Below are 20,272 nucleotides of genomic sequence, written 5' to 3' on the forward strand. Positions count from 1 at the left end.
TACCGCTGGCGAAAGATGCAGCGGTGATCGAGGCGGGGCTGGATGTGAGTGTTGGGGCGGCGGGCAAGCTGGGTGTCGGTTATTCGGGTCAGTTGGCCAGTGATAACCGGGATCATGCGGTGACTGTGAGCTTCAGTCTCGGGTTCTGAGTCAACTGGGGCCGCTTTGCGGCCCTTCGCGAGCAAGCTCGCTCCCACAGGTATGGTGTCCACGGACCTGTGGGAGCGAGCTTGCTCGCGAAGGCCTGCAAAGCAGGCCCAAATCTCCACCCGACTAGTGGTCATTTTCTGTACAGTTTTGTGGGATATTTCCTACCCAATTCATGGCCATTTGATGTAAAAGGGCCACTTTCCGCTTCATTTACCGCCAAGGTCAGGCTTTTTGACTGGCAGCGTGAGACTCTCACCGCTGTCACCGTCGTAGGGGCCCGCATTCAAGGGATTGAATCGCCTGATCCACATTCTGGAGTTTCATTGTGGATAGCCGCGTAGCCCGACCGCTTCGTACCCCTCGTTCGTCCCTTTCTGTCGCCGTCAGCATGGCCGCGCTGGGCGTGTTCGCAAGCCTGGGCAGCACCGAGGCACTGGCGTGTACCCCCTATCCGCCACTCAATAACGACACCGTGACCTGCAGTTCGACGTACTGGCTCGGTTTCGCGAGCAGTTCCGCCAACCTCACGATCACCGTCAACGCCACTTCAACGATCATACAAACCTCGGGCGGCGGCGGGGCAGCGATGCTGGCCAACGGCGGCCACCTGCTCTTGACCATCTCCGGGACCATCGATCCGTCGGGGCTCGTGGCGATGCCGGTACTGACCAGCGGGGTGATCGCCGGTAACGGCTCCGCTTCCAGCATCATCATCCAGAGCGATAACAACGGGATTATCAGGGGCACCGCGCGTTCGCCGAGCGCTTTCCTGACCACGTTTGCCGGTATGGCGGTGGAGGTGTGGAACGCCGTGGGCGGGCAGACGCGTGTCAACAACGCTGGCCTGATCGCAACCCGCGATATCGCCGGCCTCAGCACGCCGACCGTTGCTGCCGACAACGCGCTCATGGCCATCCGCGGCGGTGGCCAGGTCATCATGAGCAACGTGGCGAGCGGCCGCATCATCGGCCGGGTTGCATTCGAACGGTCGTCGGGGGTGGGTAACACGTTCCTCAATGCCGGCTCCATCAGAGGCAGCCTGTCGATGGGCGCGGGCGGCGTCAACGAATTCACTGCGGTCACCCTTGGCAGCCTGACTGGCGATGGCAGCACGACGGGCAGCCTGGGCAACTCGCTGGGCTACAACCTGACGTTCGCCCCCACCGGGCAGGTCGATGGCGGCGCGGGCGGGGTCAACACCCTGAAACTGCGTAACCCCGGCAGTTCGGGCACCACCGGCGCCGTCACGATCAGCGCCAGCCAATACGTCAACTTCAATTACTTGGAGATCAACGGCGGCACCTGGACCATCAATGGCCCGCTGCTGAGCGCGGCCAGCACCAGCACAACGCTGGCGGCCGGTATCGCCATCGTGGACAACTCGCTGGTCTTCGGTAACGGTTCGGTTCAGGCCAACGGCGGGACCCTGCAAGCCAGCGGGACCAATGTAAACCTGGCCAACGCCATCACCATGAACTCCAGCGGGCTGACCGTAACGGGCGGCGATGACCTGACGCTCAGCGGCGTGATTTCCGGTGCCAGCGGCAGCCTGACCAAGAACGGCGCCGGCAGCCTGACCCTCAATCGCCTCAACTCCTACAGCGGCATGACCAACCTGAATGCGGGGACCCTGATCCTGGGGCACAACAGCGCGCTGGGTAACAGCACGCTGATTGTCGGAGGCGGCACCCTTGAGGCCAGCACGGCGATCACCGTCGGTAATGGCATCAACGTGACGGCGCCCGCGATGACCGTCGGCGGCAGCAACGACATCACCCTCACCGGGCTGGTCAACGTTGGCGCGAAGCTGGTCAAGCAAGGCACGTCGAACCTGACCCTGAGCAGCAGCACCGTATTCTCCGGCGGTGCCGACCTCAAGGGCGGCACCTTGACGGTGGGCAGCGGCTCGGCACTGGGCAGTGGCTTCATCACTGTCAGCGGCGCCTCCAGCCTGGCCAGCCTGCAGTCGGAAACCCTCGACAACGCCGTTTTCCTCAACAGCAACCTGACGGTGACCGGCAGCAATGACCTGCAGCTCAATGGCGTGGTCAGCGGCAGCGGCAAGCTGATCAAGGCCGGCACTGGCACGCTCATCCTCAACGCCGTGAACACCCATACCGGCGGTGTCGAGTTGCAAGGCGGGACACTGCAGCTGGACGCTTATGGCCTGGGCCCGGGCGGACTCAAAGTCAGTGGTGCCAGTACCCTCGACGTCCGTACCGCCCTGATCTATGTCGGCCCGGTGGCGATCGAGGCCAACCTGGCACTCGTTCAGGCGTCCAACATGGTGCTGGCCGGCATCCTCAGTGGCAGCGGCACCATCACCAAGACCGGCATCTCGACCCTGCGGCTGGACAATACCGACAGCACGTTCAACGGCACGTACGACATCCAGCAGGGTTTCCTCACCAACAACGCAGTCAACGCGATGGGTGTTTCGCCGAGCGTCAACCTCGCCGGCGTCTCCGTGCTCAACGTGTCTGCCTCGGGCACGGTGGGTGCGTTGACCGGGTCGGGTTCGGTTGCCATCAACAGCGCTGCCACCTTGACCGTGGGCGGCAATAACCAATCCTCCACGTTCAACGGCGCGTTTTCCGGTGGGGGAGGGCTGGTCAAGACGGGCTCGGGCACGTTGAACCTCAGCAACACCAGCTTCAATTCCGGTAGCACTCAGGTCAACGGCGGCACGCTGAACCTGTCGGGTAGGTTCAGCAGCAGCACGGTCACCGTCAACAGTGGCGGCACGTTGCGCAGCACCGGACAACTGGACGGCGGCGTCGTCGTGAAGGGTGGCGGCGCCCTGGCCCTGGCGGGCGGCACTGCCGGCGCCGTGCAGGTGCAAACCGGCGGCAGCCTGCTGGTCAATGGCGGTGCGCCCGTTACCACCGGCGAACTGTTCATCAGCAACGGCGGCATTCTCACCGTTGGCCTTGGCCAGATTTCCACCACGCCGATCATCAATGTCCAGGGCAACCTGACGCTGGACGGCATCATCCTGAACCTCCTGGATGCCGGCAATATCAGCAACGGCGTGCACCGGCTGATGAACTACAGCGGCACCCTGACCTACAACGGTCACATCCTGGGCTCGCTGCCCACCGGCGTGGCCTCGAATCAGTTGCTCCTGACCCTCGGGGCCGGCCAGGTCAACCTGCTGGTCAGCTCGCCTTCGTTGCCCATGCAGTTCTGGGATGGCAGCAACACCGCCGTTTCGGGCACGGTCGAAGGCGGCAGCGGCACCTGGAACGGTAGCCTCGGCAACTGGACCAACGCCCTGGGTTCGAACAACTGGGCCTGGGCTTCGCAAGGCGCTGTGTTCCAGGGCGCTGCCGGCACCGTGACGGTGGACGCCGCACAGTCGGTGTCCTTCCTGCAGTTCATGACCGATGGCTACAACGTGGTAAGCGGCAGCAATGGCAGCCTGAGCCTGAACCCGGGGGTGACCGGCAGCACCGAAGTGCGCGTGGACGCTGGCGTGACCGCCACCCTGGGTCTTTCCGTCCTGGGTGGTTCGCGGCTGGACAAGGTCGGCAACGGCACCCTGGTCCTGACGGGGAACAATGGTTACTACGCCGGTACACGGCTGGCGGGCGGGACCTTGCTGGTCGGCAATACCAATGCAATGGGTTCCGGCCTGGTAGAGGTGCTCACCGGCAGCACACTGGGCACGACAACCGCGCTAAGCCTCAGCAACAGCATCGACTTCAGCGGCGCCAGCACCCTCGACGTCAGCCATAACCTCACGCTTACCGGTACCCTCAGCGGGCTCGGATCCGTGACCAAGACCGGCGCCGGTACCCTGACGCTCACCAGCGGCGGCTCCAGCTTCTCCGGCGCGCTCACCCTCAACGATGGCGCGTTGGTGCTGACTCGCACGTTCGCGCTCGGCACCGCCGCGCTGATCGCCAACAACACCACCAGCCTGAGCACCACCAGCGCACTTACCTTGGGTAACGCGGTGACGGTCAATGGCAACCTGACGTTGCCGAGCAATAACGACCTGGGCCTGTCCGGCGTGATCTCCGGCGCGGGCACCCTGATCAAACAGGGCAACGGCACCCTGAGCCTGTTCGGCAGCAACCTGCTGACCGGTACCCTCAGGCTCGACAGCGGCACCCTGAGCCTGAGCAATGACGGTGCCCTGGGCCAGGGCACACTGAAGATCGCCGGCGTTTCCACCCTCGACAGCAATGCCGCGCGCACGCTGAGCAACGCTGTCGTCCTCGACCAGCAACTGCTGTTGCCCGGCAACCAGGACCTGACCCTCAATGGCGTGATATCGGGCGCCGACGGGATGGTCAAGGATGGCGCGGGCACTCTGACCCTGAACGGCGCCAACCTGTACCAGGGCGATACCCGGCTCAATGCCGGCAAGTTGATCGTGGGCCGCTCCGGCGCGCTCGGCAGCGGCCTGCTCAACGTAGCGGGTAACGCCACGCTGGAAAGCAGCAGCAGGGTGACCTTGAGCAACGTGGTGGACCTGAGCAGTGCGCTGACCGTTTCCGGCAGCAACGACCTGACCCTGAGCGGCGGCATCAATGGTGGCGGCACCCTGAACAAGACCGGGACCGGCAGCCTGACCCTGAGCGGCGGCAGCACCTTCAACGGCAGCGTCAACATCAATGGCGGCCGCCTGATCAGCACCGCCGGCACCGCCATGGGCGTTACGGCACGGGTCGATGTCGCCTCCGGCGCGGCGCTGGAACTGCGCGCTGGCGGTGTTATCAGCCAACTCCAGGGCGCCGGCGACATCGAACTGGTCGGCGGCACCTTCAACGTCGCCAGCGGCACCTTCGTGGGCGCCTTCAGCGGCAACGCCAACCTGACCAAGTTCGGCACCGGCACCTTGCTGCTGACCGGTAACGGCAGCCTCCTCGGCAATACCGTCGTCAGTGGCGGCACCCTGCGCGTGGACGGCAGCCTCGGCAACGGCAGCGTCGCGGTGGGCAGCGTCGGCACCCTCACTGGCAGCGGCACGCTGGGCGGCGTGGTGAGCGTTGCCGATGGCGGCCACCTGAGCCTGGCGGCCGGCTCGGTACTAGGCCTCGGAGCGCTGGTGCTCAACAATGCCTCCCAGCTCGATGTGTCGTTGGGTGCGGCTGTTCCGGGCGCGGCGGGCCTCGCCAACATCACCGGCAACCTGACCCTCGACGGCCAGCTCAATGTCACCGACACCGGCGGCTTCGGCATCGGCGTCTACCGCCTGTTCGACTACGGCGGTGTGCTCACTGACAACTATCTGGCTGTCGGCACCTTGCCTGTCGGCTTCCCGGCCAACGAACTGGCCGTGCAGACCAGCGTCGCCAACCAGGTCAACGTGGTGGTTGGCGGTGACGCCAACGTGCGCTTCTGGGACGGTGCGGGCCTCGTCGCCAACGGCGTCGTCCAGGGCGGCAACGGTGTATGGAACAGCGCCACCACCAACTGGACCACCGCCAACGCCGGCTTCAACATGGCGTGGAACAGCACCTTCGCGGTGTTCCAGAACACGGCGGGCGTAGTCACCGTGGACGGCAGCCAGAACATTACCGGCCTGCAATTCCTCACCGATGGCTACCGCATTGAAGACGGCGTGGCCGGGCAACTGTTGCTGAACGGCACTGCCGGGATGCGGGTCGGCAACGGCCTTACCGCGACCGTGGACGTCGAGCTTGGCGGCAGCGGCGACCTCGACAAACTCGAAGCCGGCACTCTGGTGCTCAACGGCAACAACAGCTACACCGGCAGCACCCGCGTCAGCGGCGGTACGCTGCGGGTCGATGGCAGCCTCGCCGGCGGCAACGTGACCGTTGCCAGCGGCGCGACCCTGGCCGGCAGCGGCTCGCTGGCCGGCGCGGTCGAGGTGGCTGATGGCGGTCACCTGAAGCTGGCCGCCGGTTCCGTACTGAATCTCGGCGCGCTGCTGTTGAACCAGAACGCCAACCTCGACGTCGCGCTCGGCGCGCCGATTCCCGGCGCTGCGGGCGTGGCCAATATCGCCGGCAACCTGACCCTCGGCGGCACGCTAAACGTCAGCGACACCGGCGGCTTCGGCATCGGCGTCTACCGCCTGTTCGACTACGGCGGCCTGCTGAACTACAACGGCCTGGCACTCGGCACCCTGCCAGTGGGCATCCCGGCCAACGAACTGGAAGTGCAGATCAGCGCCGCCAACCAGATCAACCTGGTGGTGGGCGGCGCGCCGGACCTGCGCTTCTGGGACGGTGCCAGCCTCACCAGCAACAGCATCATCGAAGGCGGCAGCGGCGTGTGGAACAGCGCCAGCACCAACTGGACCACCACCAGCGCCGGTTTCAACGAAGCCTGGAACAGCACCTTCGCGGTGTTCGCGGCCAGCAGTGGCACCGTCACGGTGGACGGCACCCAGCGCATCACCGGGATGCAGTTCCTTACCAACGGCTATCGCCTGGTGGGCGGTACGGCCGGTGAGCTGGAGGCCGCGGGCGGCAACGGCGAAACCATCGTGCGCGTCGGCAATGGCGTCAGCGCGGAACTGGATGTGACCATCAGTGGCAACTCCGCCCTGAGCAAACGTGAAGGCGGCACCTTGGTGCTCAGCGGCGTCAACACCTATAGCGGTGGCACCCGACTCCAGGGCGGCACGCTGGTACTGGGCAACAACGCGGCTCTGGGCAGTGGCGCTTTACGGGCCAGCGCTGGCACCACACTGGTGAACGCCGACACCTTGAGCCTCGGCAACGATGTGGTCCTTGATGACTACCTGAGTCTGAACGGCAGCCATGACCTGGCTCTGACCGGGACTGTCAGCGGCAATGGCGGCCTGAACAAGTCTGGCAGCGGCCAATTGACCCTGTCCGGCAACAACACTTACCAGGGCGACACAGTGATCGGCTACAGCAGCCTGTTGCTGCGCCACGACAACGCACTGGGCACCGGCGCCCTGAGAACCTACGGTACCGTCGAGATATCTACCTCCGGGGTGAGCACGCTGAGCAATGCTCTGGACGTTGCCGAAAACGTGACCTTCAGCAGCAATGACTCGCTGACCCTCAGCGGTGCGCTCACCGGCGGCGGCTGGCTGAGGAAGCTCGGAAGCGGCACCCTCACCCTGAACGGCAACAACAATTTCCTCGGTCGTCTCAACCTCGATCAGGGGCGCGTGATCTGGGAGGGCAGCAACAGTCTTGGCTCACCGGACGTTGATGTGGCGGGCCCGGCAGTCCTGCAACTGGGCGTTGACAGCCGCTTCAGTTGGCTGGCCGGCTGGGGCGGCGTGGAGCTGGGCACTTCGAGCCTGACTGTGGAGCGGGGTTACTTCTCCGGCAGCCTGAGTGGCGGCGGCAACCTCAACAAAGTCGGCAGCGGCTCGCTGGTACTGGACGGCACCAACCATATTGGCGGTGCGGTGAACGTCGATCAGGGCGACCTGTACGTCAACGGCCCCGGTGTGCTCAACACCACCGCCGTGTCGGTGGCAAATGGCGCGCGGCTGGGCGGCGACGGCATCATCAACGCGGTCGTCGGGATCGCTGACGGCGGCCACCTGAGCCTCACCAGTGGCAGCGTTCTGACCACTGGCTCCCTGACCCTCGGCAACGACGCCAACCTCGACGTCGCGCTTGGCGCTGCGTTGCCGGCTGATCCGGGCCTGCTCAAGGTCAACGGCAACCTCGCGCTGAACGGCAAACTCAACGTCACCGACATCGGCGGCTTCGGTTTGGGCGTGTACCGCCTGATCGACTACACCGGCTTCCTCACCAATAGCGGCCTGGCCATCGGCAGCTTGCCGGGCGGGGTGGTGGCGGGCGACCTGCAAGTGCAGACCAGCGTCGACAAGCAGATCAACCTGGTGGTCGGCGGCGCCACCGGCAACATCCTGTTCTGGGACGGCCAGAGCGTGGGCAATGGCGCCATCGACGGCGGCAGCGGCACCTGGAGCAACAGCGCGACAACCTGGAGCAACGTCACCGGCAACTTCAACCAGACCTGGAACAGTGGTTATGCAGTGTTCCAGGGCGCGGCCGGCACGGTCAGTGTGGACGGCGCGCAAAGCGTCACCGGGCTGCAGTTCACCAGCGATGGCTACACGCTGACGGGCGGAACGGCCGGCCAGGTGAACCTGGTCAACGGCGCTGGCGGCGTCGCCACGGTGCGCGTTTCCGACGGCAGCACCGCCACGCTGAGCGTGGACCTCGGCGGCAGCGGCACCCTGTCGAAAATGGAAAACGGCACCCTGGTGCTCAACGGCAACAACAGCTACAGCGGCGGCACCACGTTCAACGGCGGCACCCTGGTGGTCGGCAGCGACTCGGCACTCGGCAGCGGCGCGCTGACCGTCGCCAACGCCAGCCTGCCGCCGAGCGGCCCGCTGACGCTGGACAGCAACACCGCGGTCAGCCTCGGCAACGCTGTGGTGCTGGACAACACCCTGCTGATCGGCGGCAGCCACGACCTCGGCCTCAACGGCGTGATCAGCGGCAGCGGCGTGCTGGTGAAAAACGGCAGCGCCAACCTCACCCTCGGCGGCAACAACACCTACGCGGGCGGTACGCAGCTCACCTCCGGCAGCCTGACCCTCGGCCACAACGCCGCATTGGGCAGCGGCATGCTGGTGATCGCCGGTCAGGCCACGCTCGACACCAGCACCAACCTGAAGGTGGGCAACGCGGTCGCCGTGTCCTCGCAACTGACCGTGGCCGGCAGCCACGACCTGACCCTGAGCGGTGTGCTCAGCGGCAGCGGCAACCTGATCAAGAATGGCAGCGGCCAACTGCTGCTCAGCGGCGCCAACACCTTCACCGGCAACACCGCGGTCAACGCCGGCAACCTCACCGTCAGCGGCAGCTTCGCCAGCGCCAACGTGCAGGTCGCCGGCGGTGCGAGCCTGGGCGGCAGCGGCACCTTGTCGGGTCGGGTCAGCCTGGCCGACGGCGCCAGCCTGCTGGTCGGCAGCGCCAGTGCGCCGCTGACCGTGGGCAACCTCAGCCTCGCCTCGGGCAGCAACCTGAACGCGGCCCTCGGCCAGGCGGACGCTTCCACCACCCTGGTGAAAGTCACCGGCGACCTGACCTTCGACGGCACCCTGAACATCAGCGATGCCGGCGGTTTCGGCATCGGTGTCTACCAACTGTTCAGCTACGACGGCACGCTGACCAACAACGGCCTGGACTTCGGCAGCCTGCCGATCGACACCTACGCCTCGCAGCTCAAGCTGCAAACCAGCATCGCCAACCAGATCAACCTGGTGGTGGAGAACTTCGACGGCGACCTGCTGTTCTGGAACGGCGACAAGACCAGCGCCACCGGTTCGGTCAACGGCGGCAGCGGCATCTGGGGCGGGGCAGCCAGTAACTGGACCAACTCCGCAGGCACCAACGCCGCCAACTGGGGACGCCAGTTCGCGGTGTTCGGCGGCAAGAGCGGCACCGTCACCGTGGAGGGTGTGCAGGGCTTTTCCGGCATGCAGTTCCTCAGCGATGGTTACCAGATTCTCGCTGCGGCAGGCGAGGGCCTGGAGCCGGTCAACGGCGCCGACGGCAGCCTCGCGGTGGTCCGGGTGACCTCGGGCAGCGCGCTGATCGGCGCGCAAATGAGCGGCAGTGGCGGTATCGAAAAACGCGACGCCGGCACCCTGATCCTCGCCGGTAACAACACCTACAGCGGTGGCACCACCGTCAGCGGCGGCACCCTGGAAGGCAGCACGTTCAGCCTGCAAGGCAACATCCTCAACAACGCCAACCTGGTGTTCCAGCAAGCAGGCGCCGGTGAATTCAACGGCCTGCTCAGCGGTACCGGCGCGGTGTTCAAGCGCGGTGTCGGCACCTTGCTGCTCAAGGGCAATCACGACTTCAGCGGCAGCTTCACCGTCGAGCAGGGCGTGTTGCAGGTGGGCGAGACCGACGACAGCGACGACGTGGCAGCGGCCCCGGTCGCAGCGTTCGCGCGCATGGCACTGTTCGCCGTGGCGGCGCCGGCCGATGCGCTGGCGGCGAATGTCGAGGTCAAATCCGGCGCCGGCCTGACCGGCACTGGCACCGTTGGCAGCGTGCTCAACCACGGGGTCGTGTCGCCCGGGCCGAACGGCAACCTGACCGTCACCGGCAACTTCACCAACGCCAGCGACGGCACCCTGAGCATCGCCCTGACCCCGCTGCCCACCAGCTTCCTTGCCGTGGGCGGCACCGCCAACCTGGCCGGTACGCTGAGCGTGTTTGCGGTAGCGCCGTACACCGGCGACACCACCTACACCCTGCTGACCGCCGACGGCGGCATCACCGGCAAGTTCGACACGGACAACGTCGACAGCCTCGGCCTCGGCCCCAACCTTGCCTTCATCGACACCACGCTGATGTATGGCGCCAATGACGTGAGCCTGTCGGTGAGCCGCAACAGCACCGCCTTCGCCGATGTCGCCCTGAGTGACAACCAGCGCAACGTGGCCGTGGCACTGGATTCGGCGGCCGCACCGGCCAGCCTGAACAGCGCGATCACCAGCATGGACCGTCCTTCGGCGCAGGCCGCGTTCGACAGCCTGTCCGGCGAGATCCACGCCAGCACCGTCAGTGTGCTGCTGGAGGATTCACGCTACCTGCGCGAGACCGTCAACGAGCGCATGCGCCAGTCCGGTTGCAGCGCCGGCGGCGACCCGCGCAGCGTGCTGGCGCCGAGCGGCAACCTGCAACAGAGCAGCGCCGGTTGCCAGGGCGAAGGCGTGGGCTGGATCCGCGCCATCGGCGGCTGGGGCGACTACGACAGCGGCCATGGCGTGGCCAGCGTCGATCGCGACCTGTCCGGCTTCATGCTCGGCTTCGACAACCACCTTAACGAGGAATGGCGTGCCGGTATCGCTGCGGGCTACACCAACGCCAGCATCAAGGCCAGCGAGCGCAATTCCAGCGCTTCGGTGAGCAGCGTCCACCTGACCAGCTACCTGAGTTACCAGCTCGACGCCTTCGCCGCACGCATGGGCGCGGGTTATAGCTGGCACAACATCGACACCAAACGCGACCTCACCGTGGGCAGCTACAACGATCGGCTCAAGTCCAAATACAAGGCCGGGACCGCACAGGTCTTCGGCGAAGTGGGCTACACCGTCGAAGCTGGCGGCGTGGCGCTGGAACCGTTCGCCGGCATCGCCTACGTCAACTACGACAGCGACAACGGCCGCGAGAAAGGCGGAGCGGGGCGCCTGGAAACCAGCGCGAAACAGGACGTCACCTTCACCACCGTTGGCCTGCGCGCGGGCAAACAGTTCGTCCTCGACAACGGCACCACCCTGACCCCGCGCGGCAGCCTCGGCTGGCGGCATGCCCTCGGCGACAGCCGTCCGGACGCCGACCTGCGCTTCGTCGACGGCGGCGCCGCCTTCAGCACCCAGGGCGTAGCGATTGCCCGGGATGCAGCGGTGGTCGAGGCCGGACTGGACATGAGCGTTGGTGCGGCGGGCAAGCTGGGCGTCGGCTATTCCGGGCAACTGGCGAGCGAGAGCCGCGATCATGCGGTGACCGTGAGCTTCAGCATGGGCTTCTAAACCACCGCTTAGACCGGCTCCCACCCCAACCTGTGGGAGCCGGCCTTGCCGGCGATGAGGCCATCAGCAGCACCACAAAACCCGGCACTCAAGCCTACCGGCTCGACGCCGTCCCCCACTGCACCACCAACATCCCCGCCACGATCAACCCCACCCCCAGCAACCGCAGCAGATTCACCGGCCGCTCCGGCAGCCCCATCAAGCCCCACTGATCGATCGCCAGCGACGACAGCACCTGGCCGGCCACCACGCACACGATGAATCCCGCAGCGCCCAGGCGTGGCGTCAGGATCAGCGCCGCAGTGATATAGGCCACCCCGGCCACGCCACCGAACCATGTCCACCACGGCGCCTGTCCCAACCCGGCGAATTGCGGCGCGGGCGCGCGCATCAGCCACAACGCCGGCAGCACCATCAGCACACTCACCGACAACGACACCAGCGTCGCCCACAACGGATGCCCCAACAGCCGACCCAGCGCGGCATTGCTGCCGGCCTGGAACGGCACGGCGGCGCCCGCCAGCAGGGCGATCAATGGCAGCAGGATCACAACGGGGGAAAAGCTCGGGTTCATGGTGGACTCCTTGATACACGCAGTAGGCATAAGGCAGTCTTGGTTATCCATTCACTGGATGGAAATTCGAATTCCGCACAGGGACTATTCGCCTGATGGATGATTTGCGCCGCATCGACCTCAACCTGCTGCTGGCCCTGCACGCCCTGCTGGCCGAACAGCACGTCTCCCGCGCCGCCTTGCGCCTGCACCGCAGCCAGCCGGCGGTGAGTCACGCGCTGGCGCAGTTGCGGGAAATCTTCGCCGACCCGCTGCTGGTGCGCCGTGGCGGCCGCCTGCAACCCACCGCCCGCGCCCTGGAGCTGGCCCAACCGCTGCAAGACGCCCTGCAACAACTCGACGCCCTGCTCAACAGCCCCGGCTTCGACCCCACGCGAGCGCGGCGCAGCTTTCGCCTGGCGATGTCGGATTACGGTGCGCGGGTGGTCTTGCCGCGACTGATGCGCGGCCTGCGCGAAGACGCGCCGGAAGTCGATCTTGTGGTCACCCAAGGCAGCCGCGAGGCGATGCTCAGTCAACTGTTCGACGGCGAGATCGATCTGGCGTTGGGGGTCTTTCCCACTCTGGCCACCCCGCTGCGGGCCGAGACCTTGTTCGAAGAGCGCTTCGCCTGCCTGGCCGACCGCGACAGCCTGCCGGCGCGTGGCGGGCTGACGTTGGCGCAATGGCTGGCGCGGCCCCATGTGCTGGTGGCGGTGCGGCCGGGTGCCGACAACGAAATCGACCTGGCCCTGGCGGCCCTTGGCGAACAGCGCCGCGTCGCCCTGGCCTTGCCCCACTGGACCGCCGCCACCGAAGTCATCGCCGGCACCGACCTGCTGCTGACTGTCGCCCGCCGCAGCCTGGCGGGGCGCTTGTCGTTGCGCGGTTTACGCTGCTTCGAACCGCCGCTGCCGATCCGCGCGTTCAACTTCCAGCAGGCCTGGCACGAGCGCCGCGAAGGCGATGCCGCGCACCGCTGGTTGCGGGACAGGGTGATGCAAGCGTGTCAGCTTGAACCCGACACCGCGTAAGATAGCCAGCCCGTTCACCACGACATGGAGTTTGCCGATGAACCCGAAAATTTACCTTGCTGCCCTGGCCCTGCTGCTGGGCAGCCAGATGGCCCAGGCCGACACCTACAGCCAGTGCATGAAAACCGCCAACACTACGGCCGACATGAACGACTGCAGCGGCGCCGAATACAAACGCCAGGACACCCGCCTGAACGCCGCCTACAAAGCAGCCATGGCCAGCCTTGAACAACCCCAGCAAGAAAAACTGCGCGATGCCCAGCGCCAATGGGTGAAATACCGCGACGCGAACTGCGCCGTGTACTACACCCTCACCGGCGGCACCATCGACCTGCTCAATGGCGCGGGTTGCGAACTCGACATGACCCGGCAGCGAGCGGATGAGCTGGAGAAATTGCCGCAGACGTAAGGGGAGGGCGGTTTTCACACGGCCTGTGTAGGAGCGGCCTTCAGCCGCGAAGGGCCGCAAAGCGGCCCCAAAACCATCCAGCACGAGGTGGCTGTCTATGACCGGCATTTCTTTCGACGTTCAGGATCCCTGAATGTGAGATCCGAGCCAGCCAGAAACAGTGTGCCGGATGGATTCAGGGCCGCTGTGCGGCCCATCGCGGCTAAAGGCCGCTCCTACACAATCGTGAGCGGCCCACGCTTTCAGGCAAGCGACTAAACCGCCGCCACCGCCTCAACCTCCACCAACATCCCTTCCAGCGCCAACCTCGGCACCGGAATCAGCGTACACGTCGGCTTCATATGCCCGCCCCACGCCCGGTCCGCCTCCGCCACCCACTCCTGTAACCGCGCCTCCGAGTGATCGACAATCAACAGCGTCAGCTTGAACACGTTCTCGATCCCCGCGCCCTTCGACGCCAGCGCCGTCTTCACATTCTCCAGCGCCTGCCGCGCCTGCTCGGCGAACAACGGCGACAATCCACCGTCACGGTCCTCACCCCCTTGCCCAGCGATAAACAACAACCGCGAACCACCCTGAACCTCGGCCACATGCGAATAGGCATTGGCGCTCGGGTCGTACAGGCCTTCGGGGTTGGAAAGCTGGAAAACACCAGTCATGGCGAACACTCCTTGGGAAAAGTGCGGGCGAGTATCGAACCTCGACTTAAGTGGAGGTCAAGCGGGGGGCGGGGGAAATATTTCGATGCCAATTGTCATCCCCTTCTTTAGCCCAGGCGTGGCAGGCTCCTCCGGCTCGATGGAGGAGCAGGGAAGCATTCATCCTGACAGGTGGAGGCTGTTTTTTTCAGCCAGGGAGGGTACGGTGTATGTACATGCGTAAATACGGTGTGTCCCATGTTTTTTGAGTGGGACAACGCGAAGAAACGGATAAACCTCATCAAGCACGGCGTGGACTTCGAAGACGTACCAAGCATGTTCGAGTACCCGATGCTGGTTTTACACGATGGACGAGGTGACTACGAAGAGGCCCGTTGGGTCGGCATTGGCTGGATCAGGGCGTTTGTTGCTGTGGTCGTATACACCGAGCGGTCAGGCGATGTGATCAGGGTTATCTCCGCCCGAAAAGCTACCCGAGAGGAAAGTAGAAACTATGTCGAAAACTTCCAAAACTGACTGGGACCGTCTCGCCAGGATGGACGACAAGGACATCGATACCAGCGATATCCCTGAATTGGGCGAAGCGTTTTTCCGCAATGCTCAACTGCGCTTGCCGACCAAGCAGGCGATGACCATTCGCCTGGATTCGGATGTACTGGAGTGGTTCAAATTGCAGGGGCCGGGCTATCAGACCCGCATCAATCAACTGCTGCGCCAATACATGCAGGCGCAAGAGCAACTGCAGGAAAAAGCCGTCACGAAGTGACCAACGAAAAAGCCGCGGACTTGAACCCCGCGGCTTTTTCGCGTTGGTGGTATTGACGCTTGTCAGCCCAATCCCGGCAAGGCCACTTCGCCATGGATTCCCACCGCCACTTCCCCTAATCTGGCGCCCACCTTTTTCCCGACGTCGGCTCTTCATGATCGTCCACTTCGCCATCTTCCTCTGCACCCTGGTCGCCATGGAGGGTGTCGGCTTTCTGGCCCACAAGTACGTGATGCACGGCTGGGGCTGGTTTCTGCACCGTTCGCACCACGAGCCGCACCTGGGCGTGGTGGAAACCAACGACGTCTACCTGCTGGTGCTCGCGCTCGTGGCGATCACCCTGATCGTGCTGGGCAACGCCGGCCACGATCCGTTGCAGTGGACCGGCGCCGGCGTAGCTGCGTTCGGCATTCTCTATGTGGTGACCCGCGCGGGTGTTGCCCACCGCCACTGGCCGTCGAGGCCCAAGCCGCGACACCCGTACCTGCGCCGGCTGTACCAGGCGCACCTCATGCACCATGCGGTGAAAGGGCGGCGCAACAGCGTGTCGTTCGGCTTTCTCTACGCGCCGCCGGTGCATGAAATCAAGCGCCAACTGCGCGAGATGCGCGATTCAGAAACGCGGGTCGAGGATGGCCGGCAGGGTGATTTCCTTGACGAAGCTCGCGGCTGACAAGCTCAACGCCATCCGCACCACCTGCACCACATCATGCACCGGGATCTGCTCGCCGCCGCCGTGTTGCGCGGCTTGCTCGCGCGGGGTGCTCAGCGGGTCGGCGGTGTTTAGGTAACCGAGGTTCAGGCAGGTCACCCCGAGACGCTGCTCGCGATACCCCTCACGCAGCGCATCGGCCATGCCCCGCAACGCGAACTTGCTGGCGCCGAAGGTCACTTCTGGCCGACCGCTCTGGGTCAGGCCCGAGGTCGAACCCGTGAGAATGATCCGCGGCCTGTCACTGCGCAGCAGCACCGGCAACAGACGCTTGATCAACAGGATCGGCGCGGTGACGTTGCAACTGACGATGGCCTGCAACTGGTCTTCGTCGTCGGCGAGAAAATCGTAGCTGTCGTCGAACGCGCGGTCTTCCCAGATGCCCAGGTTGTAGATCAGCGTGTCCAGCCCGGTTTCCGCCGCCTGTTGCGCGATCTTCCCGACCGCAGTGAGCGGATCACCCAGGTCCGCTTCGATCCACTGCACGTCCACGCTGTCGCGTGGTTGCAGCACCAAGGGGCGACTGCGCGACACGCCGATCAGGGTATCGCCGTGCTCGCCCAGTCCTTCCATCAACGCTTTGCCCAGGCCCTTGCTGGCGCCCACTACCATGGTTTTCATCGCATCACTCCTGTGTTGGCCGGGGCATGCAAACAGACCGGTCGGGTGATGGCAAAGGGCTGGATGTTTCTGAATGTGTTCTGTTCGTAACGATCACGGCATAACGGGAGCGAGCCCGAGGCATTCAGGGATGCCTTGGGCCGCATTTCCCTCAGCCGCATGGGCTCAGATAGGCATTGCCGTAGTAGACCTGGCCATCGCGATCTTCAGATACGCGCGGCAAATCTCCATCTCCACGATCGATGCGCTCAGGAGCGTCTGATGTTCGGGGATGAGTTGCCGGGGCAGGAGAGAGGTTTTCTTGTGCGCGTTGTGAACGAACTCCGCCGCCTGGCGGACCGCCTCTTCATGGGTGACACCGGGGCGGATGGAGACAATGGGTGGGGGATCGGGGACGATTTTTTTCATGGTGGAACTCCTATGTGATTTGGAGTCGCTGGAGTTCGCTGCTAAACGAAGGGTGGCGACTGTACGTGGGTTAGCAGACCGAGACATAGGAGAACCCGGCGCACCCGAAGGTGCCCACACGTACAGCCGCCATAACGGGCTGTTGGGTCGCTTATGTGTTCGGACTGCTAATCCGGTCGTTGATTTGGCAACGACCCGAGGAGACTAGGCACCGATTCCACAGAGCGCAACAAGCTGGCGGGGCTGGGGAGTATGCTTGGGAAGTTGCCTACAAGAAAGTCGGATATTGGGGAAGTTTCGTAGCTTTATGCGATGGTTTTCTGCTGATTGTTCGGCGTCTGTCGTGTGAATTCGAGCAGGTCGCAATCCATCCCGACGTGAGAATTACACAAGGCCGTTTTGCCGGCGCGGTGATGGGGGCGGGGCGCGAATGATGCGCCCCGCGTTGTTTTACTGAACCAGAATGCCGGGCTCATTCACCTCAGCCCATTTAACAAAGTGGTCGATGACCATATTGCTGGCGAACTCTGTGAAGTGGCTGAACTCGTCACGAAAAATTGGCATCCCGCTCACCAGCAGGTTGCATTTTTCTTTGTCGCATAGCGCTTCGTTCTGATCGTAGAAGATAACGTTTTCATTTTTCGCTACCACGCCATCGATGAGTGGTTGGAAGTCACTGTCCATCTGTTCTCTCACGGAGTTGGGCACAGTGCATTCCATTGGGATTTGCTTGAGAGGTCGAACAAAACACCGTTTCAAGCTGTAATTCGCCGACACGTGAGGAACAAAGATAATAACTTTTGCACCCTTGCTGGTGATGCTCTCGATGCGGTTGTTTATACGATCGATGTAAGCCGCATCAGGGTTCTGAATCAGCCCGTCGATGATGACGTACCTCACCGAGCCTGTGTCCTTGATGATCCCGTCGATGAATGTCCGCTGCTTTAGAGGATTATCAAGCGCACAAGGGTTGGTTATCGCTTGATCCGGCCCTTCAATCACATCATGCGATGCTGGCGAGCAGGTTCCGATCGACAATACACTGTTGTCCTTTGTTTTCTGATTCGTCGCCAGACCAGGGAACAGGTGGTTTGCGAAGCTGGTACCCAGCAGAAGAATGGTAGGCGGCGCGTCTTTGTTGGCGGCACAGAACCACCAACCATAGCTGTCGGCATCCTTGAACGGATAGCGGCTCATGCATATTTCGTTTTTCGTGTAAGCCCAGTTGAATTGCTGACCTACCTCGATGGTTTTTTGCACTAATGGCCGGGCTTCAATTCCGTTGTTCAGGAATGCGAAATACCCCGCCCCGCCAATTCCGATCATGCCCAATGTAAGGAAGGCAGCTTTTATCCCACCCGAAGAAATCCTGCGCAGTGGCTTCTCAATCAGAAGATAAGTTGCGATGGCCAGGACAAACGCCGCGCCCACAGCGGCCATCCTGATTTCACGAGCCGGCATTTCACCTTCAATGATTCGTGCGAACGACAACAGTGGCCAGTGCCACAGGTACAGCGGAAAGCTGATAAGGCCTACCCAGACCATCAGCCTGTTCGAAAGAATGTGTTTGTTCAGCCAGGCGCCCGGTCCTGCTGAGATAATCAACATGGCGCCGGCGACCGGGACGACTGCCGACCAGCCCGGGAAACCTTCTTCCCTGATCAGCAAGAAGCCCGCGGCGAGCAGCAGAACACCGACGGTCGACATCAGGTGTTTGATGCTACGACCGTCAGGCTGTGGAGCGGGGCGATAGAAGATCCTTCCGGCGAGGACGTCGGCGCGCTGCGCTACGTGCTGCAGCGTGTCACCGCCATACATCGCCACATAAGCAACGAAGGCGCCGCCGATAAGCTCCCACACCCGGGTTTGCGGCATGTAGAACGCGAAAGACTGGTTGGCAGCGATATTTGAGATGTTGAGGGCGAAAGATCCGGCCGCAATGACCAAGACGATGGTCAGCGGGTTTAACCTGGATCGCCATGCCACGCACATGAACACCGGCCAGAAGATATAGAACTGTTCTTCAATACCCAGCGACCACAGGTGCAACAGCGGTTTGATGTCTGATGTGGTGTCGAAATATCCGACTTCATCCCACAGCAGCAGGTTCGCGATAAATCCAGCACCGCCGGCGATATGTTTGCCGAGTTGCTTGAACTCGTCCGCGTAGAGCGTGTGCCAGCCGAAAATAAAACAGGCCACCAGCACCACGATCAAGGCGGGGAAAATTCTGTTCACCCTGCGCGAGTAGAATTCGGTAAAGCTGAATGACTTCTTGTCCAGGCTGCCGAAAATAATCGTCGAGATAAGAAAACCGGAAATAACAAAAAAAATGTCGACGCCGATAAATCCACCCGGCATCCATACGGGGAAGGCATGAAATGCAACGACCGATAGCACGGCGATTGCACGTAAACCATCGATGTCGGGTCGGTATTTCGGGTGAGTCAGGTGCGGGGTACTAATTTTCAGGGCAGTTTCGGAGAGGGACGTCATTGTTTTTATAGTTCCGTATTTTTCGGTCTGCCTTATTCCTTCAAGGCCCAGTCATTGCGTACAAGCGCCGTAGCGGAGATTTACGGATGTTTACTATTGTTTTTAATGCATTGTTTTGAATGTATTGCGTTGCTTGTTGCACCCAAAGAGACATGCGGCAAAAGGAGACAGATTTATTGTTCGATCCCAATAAATAAGTCCCGTTCTTGTTTGGCTATTTCTAAAACGTAATTGGCGACTCCCTTTCGAGGAGCGCGCGGGATGCTAGCACATCACCGTCTGTGGTCGCATTGGCAAGTGAGGGGATGCTAGACAGACGGTTGATATAGTAAGTGGCGGTTGCGCGGCGCATGCCGGTGGTTTTGTAGCGCTTTCAAGGCCGAGTGCCGCAAGTGCGGCGCTTAGTCTCGAGGGCGCAACACGTCTCAAGATACACATCAGGTTGCCATTGCCTGATTTTCCGGGAGACATGTTTCGACTACCAAGTGACCAACAGTTGCGTGGATCCCCCTGCGCGAAGGGCCGAAAATCCTGTGGGGATATCTGAGCTACCGAATAGGCAGCTTAGAAAGAATCCTTCGCATGGTCAGCGCTGGTCTGACCGTTCACGGTCGTATAGGCAGCCCAAAAGACCCAGAGTGCCAAAGCTTGGCAGTTCAAACGCCGGAACCGCTCCGTGCTCCATCGCAGGCCAAGCCAGTTCCTACAGAAACACTGCACGTCCCCTTTCTTCCAGGCACAAAAAAACCGACTAAAAAGTCGGTTTTTTCTGGATTTTGGTGCCCGAGGGAGACTCGAACATTTGCCATATTGCTCAGTAAATGCTGGGTTTTATCGGAGAGGCAAGGTTTGTCTACTCGCAATCCTACTCACTATCTGGCTGGCGCGTAGGCAGTGGTTCCGTACTACACTCGTGATCGGTCGCTGGGCCCAGGCTTGTCGCAGCGAATCTCCGCCACTCATAGCATGGAGC

Annotated in this window: 11 protein-coding genes; 6 read left to right on the forward strand and 5 right to left on the reverse strand. The window is 63.0% G+C overall.

Going from position 1 to position 20,272, the window contains the following annotated elements; translation table 11 throughout:
* Positions 1–475 precede the first annotated feature (475 nt).
* Entirely contained in the window at positions 476–11,641 is an 11,166-nt protein-coding gene (locus HWV67_RS09260; protein ID WP_256680071.1) for an autotransporter-associated beta strand repeat-containing protein, read from the forward strand.
* Between the two features lie 94 nt (positions 11,642–11,735).
* Here the strand turns inward: HWV67_RS09260 and HWV67_RS09265 are convergent, their stop codons facing one another.
* The gene (locus tag HWV67_RS09265) at positions 11,736–12,215 is read right to left on the reverse strand and encodes a DMT family transporter (protein ID WP_175651011.1); all 480 of its coding nucleotides are present in this window, start codon (positions 12,213–12,215) and stop codon (positions 11,736–11,738) included.
* 95 nt (positions 12,216–12,310) lie between these two features.
* Here HWV67_RS09265 and HWV67_RS09270 point away from each other — a divergent pair, with 95 nt between their 5' ends.
* Together HWV67_RS09270 and HWV67_RS09275 are read left to right on the forward strand one after the other, a co-directional pair.
* On the forward strand, positions 12,311–13,228 hold the full coding sequence (locus HWV67_RS09270) for a LysR family transcriptional regulator (RefSeq protein WP_175651012.1): 918 nt from the start codon (positions 12,311–12,313) through the stop codon (positions 13,226–13,228).
* A 37-nt stretch (positions 13,229–13,265) separates the two neighbouring features.
* Positions 13,266–13,637: a lysozyme inhibitor LprI family protein gene (locus HWV67_RS09275; RefSeq protein ID WP_175651013.1), complete on the forward strand. Its 372-nt coding sequence runs from the start codon at positions 13,266–13,268 to the stop codon at positions 13,635–13,637.
* A 254-nt stretch (positions 13,638–13,891) separates the two neighbouring features.
* Here HWV67_RS09275 and HWV67_RS09280 read toward each other — a convergent pair whose 3' ends face one another.
* Entirely contained in the window at positions 13,892–14,296 is a 405-nt protein-coding gene (locus tag HWV67_RS09280; protein WP_175651014.1) for a RidA family protein, read from the reverse strand.
* A 237-nt stretch (positions 14,297–14,533) separates the two neighbouring features.
* Here HWV67_RS09280 and HWV67_RS09285 point away from each other — a divergent pair, with 237 nt between their 5' ends.
* The 3 genes from HWV67_RS09285 to HWV67_RS09295 all read left to right on the forward strand — a co-directional run bounded on the left by HWV67_RS09285 (position 14,534) and on the right by HWV67_RS09295 (position 15,735).
* Complete coding sequence (locus HWV67_RS09285) at positions 14,534–14,812, forward strand: BrnT family toxin (protein WP_175651015.1); 279 nt, start codon at positions 14,534–14,536, stop codon at positions 14,810–14,812.
* Positions 14,790–15,062, forward strand: coding sequence for a BrnA antitoxin family protein (locus HWV67_RS09290; RefSeq protein WP_175651016.1), 273 nt, complete (start codon positions 14,790–14,792; stop codon positions 15,060–15,062). The genes HWV67_RS09285 and HWV67_RS09290 overlap by 23 nt, the downstream gene beginning before the upstream one ends.
* A gap of 154 nt (positions 15,063–15,216) precedes the next feature.
* Positions 15,217–15,735, forward strand: a complete 519-nt coding sequence (locus tag HWV67_RS09295; RefSeq protein ID WP_175651017.1) for a beta-carotene hydroxylase — start codon at positions 15,217–15,219, stop codon at positions 15,733–15,735.
* Here the strand turns inward: HWV67_RS09295 and HWV67_RS09300 are convergent.
* From HWV67_RS09300 to HWV67_RS09310, 3 genes are all read right to left on the reverse strand, one after another.
* Positions 15,676–16,395 carry an SDR family NAD(P)-dependent oxidoreductase gene (locus HWV67_RS09300; protein ID WP_175651018.1) on the reverse strand — a complete coding sequence of 240 codons (720 nt, stop codon included), beginning with the start codon at positions 16,393–16,395 and terminating at the stop codon, positions 15,676–15,678. The two genes, HWV67_RS09295 and HWV67_RS09300, sit on opposite strands and share 60 nt — an antisense overlap.
* Positions 16,396–16,560: 165 nt before the next feature.
* Positions 16,561–16,803, reverse strand: a complete 243-nt coding sequence (locus HWV67_RS09305; protein WP_175651019.1) for a hypothetical protein — start codon at positions 16,801–16,803, stop codon at positions 16,561–16,563.
* A gap of 450 nt (positions 16,804–17,253) precedes the next feature.
* On the reverse strand, positions 17,254–19,299 hold the full coding sequence (locus tag HWV67_RS09310; RefSeq protein ID WP_175651020.1) for an acyltransferase family protein: 2,046 nt from the start codon (positions 19,297–19,299) through the stop codon (positions 17,254–17,256).
* Positions 19,300–20,272: the final 973 nt, after the last annotated feature.

It is taken from the genome of Pseudomonas sp. Marseille-P9899 (assembly GCF_903166565.1).
Classification (GTDB): Bacteria; Pseudomonadota; Gammaproteobacteria; order Pseudomonadales; family Pseudomonadaceae; genus Aquipseudomonas; species Aquipseudomonas huaxiensis.

Coding starts and splice junctions, on each gene's coding strand:
- HWV67_RS09275 (WP_175651013.1), top strand. CDS start 13,266: ATGAACCCGAAAATTTACCTTGCTGCCCTGGCCCTGCTGCTGGGCAGC.
- HWV67_RS09290 (WP_175651016.1), top strand. CDS start 14,790: ATGTCGAAAACTTCCAAAACTGACTGGGACCGTCTCGCCAGGATGGAC.
- HWV67_RS09280 (WP_175651014.1), bottom strand. CDS start 14,296: ATGACTGGTGTTTTCCAGCTTTCCAACCCCGAAGGCCTGTACGACCCG.
- HWV67_RS09285 (WP_175651015.1), top strand. CDS start 14,534: ATGTTTTTTGAGTGGGACAACGCGAAGAAACGGATAAACCTCATCAAG.
- HWV67_RS09310 (WP_175651020.1), bottom strand. CDS start 19,299: ATGACGTCCCTCTCCGAAACTGCCCTGAAAATTAGTACCCCGCACCTG.
- HWV67_RS09295 (WP_175651017.1), top strand. CDS start 15,217: ATGATCGTCCACTTCGCCATCTTCCTCTGCACCCTGGTCGCCATGGAG.
- HWV67_RS09270 (WP_175651012.1), top strand. CDS start 12,311: ATGGATGATTTGCGCCGCATCGACCTCAACCTGCTGCTGGCCCTGCAC.
- HWV67_RS09265 (WP_175651011.1), bottom strand. CDS start 12,215: ATGAACCCGAGCTTTTCCCCCGTTGTGATCCTGCTGCCATTGATCGCC.
- HWV67_RS09305 (WP_175651019.1), bottom strand. CDS start 16,803: ATGAAAAAAATCGTCCCCGATCCCCCACCCATTGTCTCCATCCGCCCC.
- HWV67_RS09300 (WP_175651018.1), bottom strand. CDS start 16,395: ATGAAAACCATGGTAGTGGGCGCCAGCAAGGGCCTGGGCAAAGCGTTG.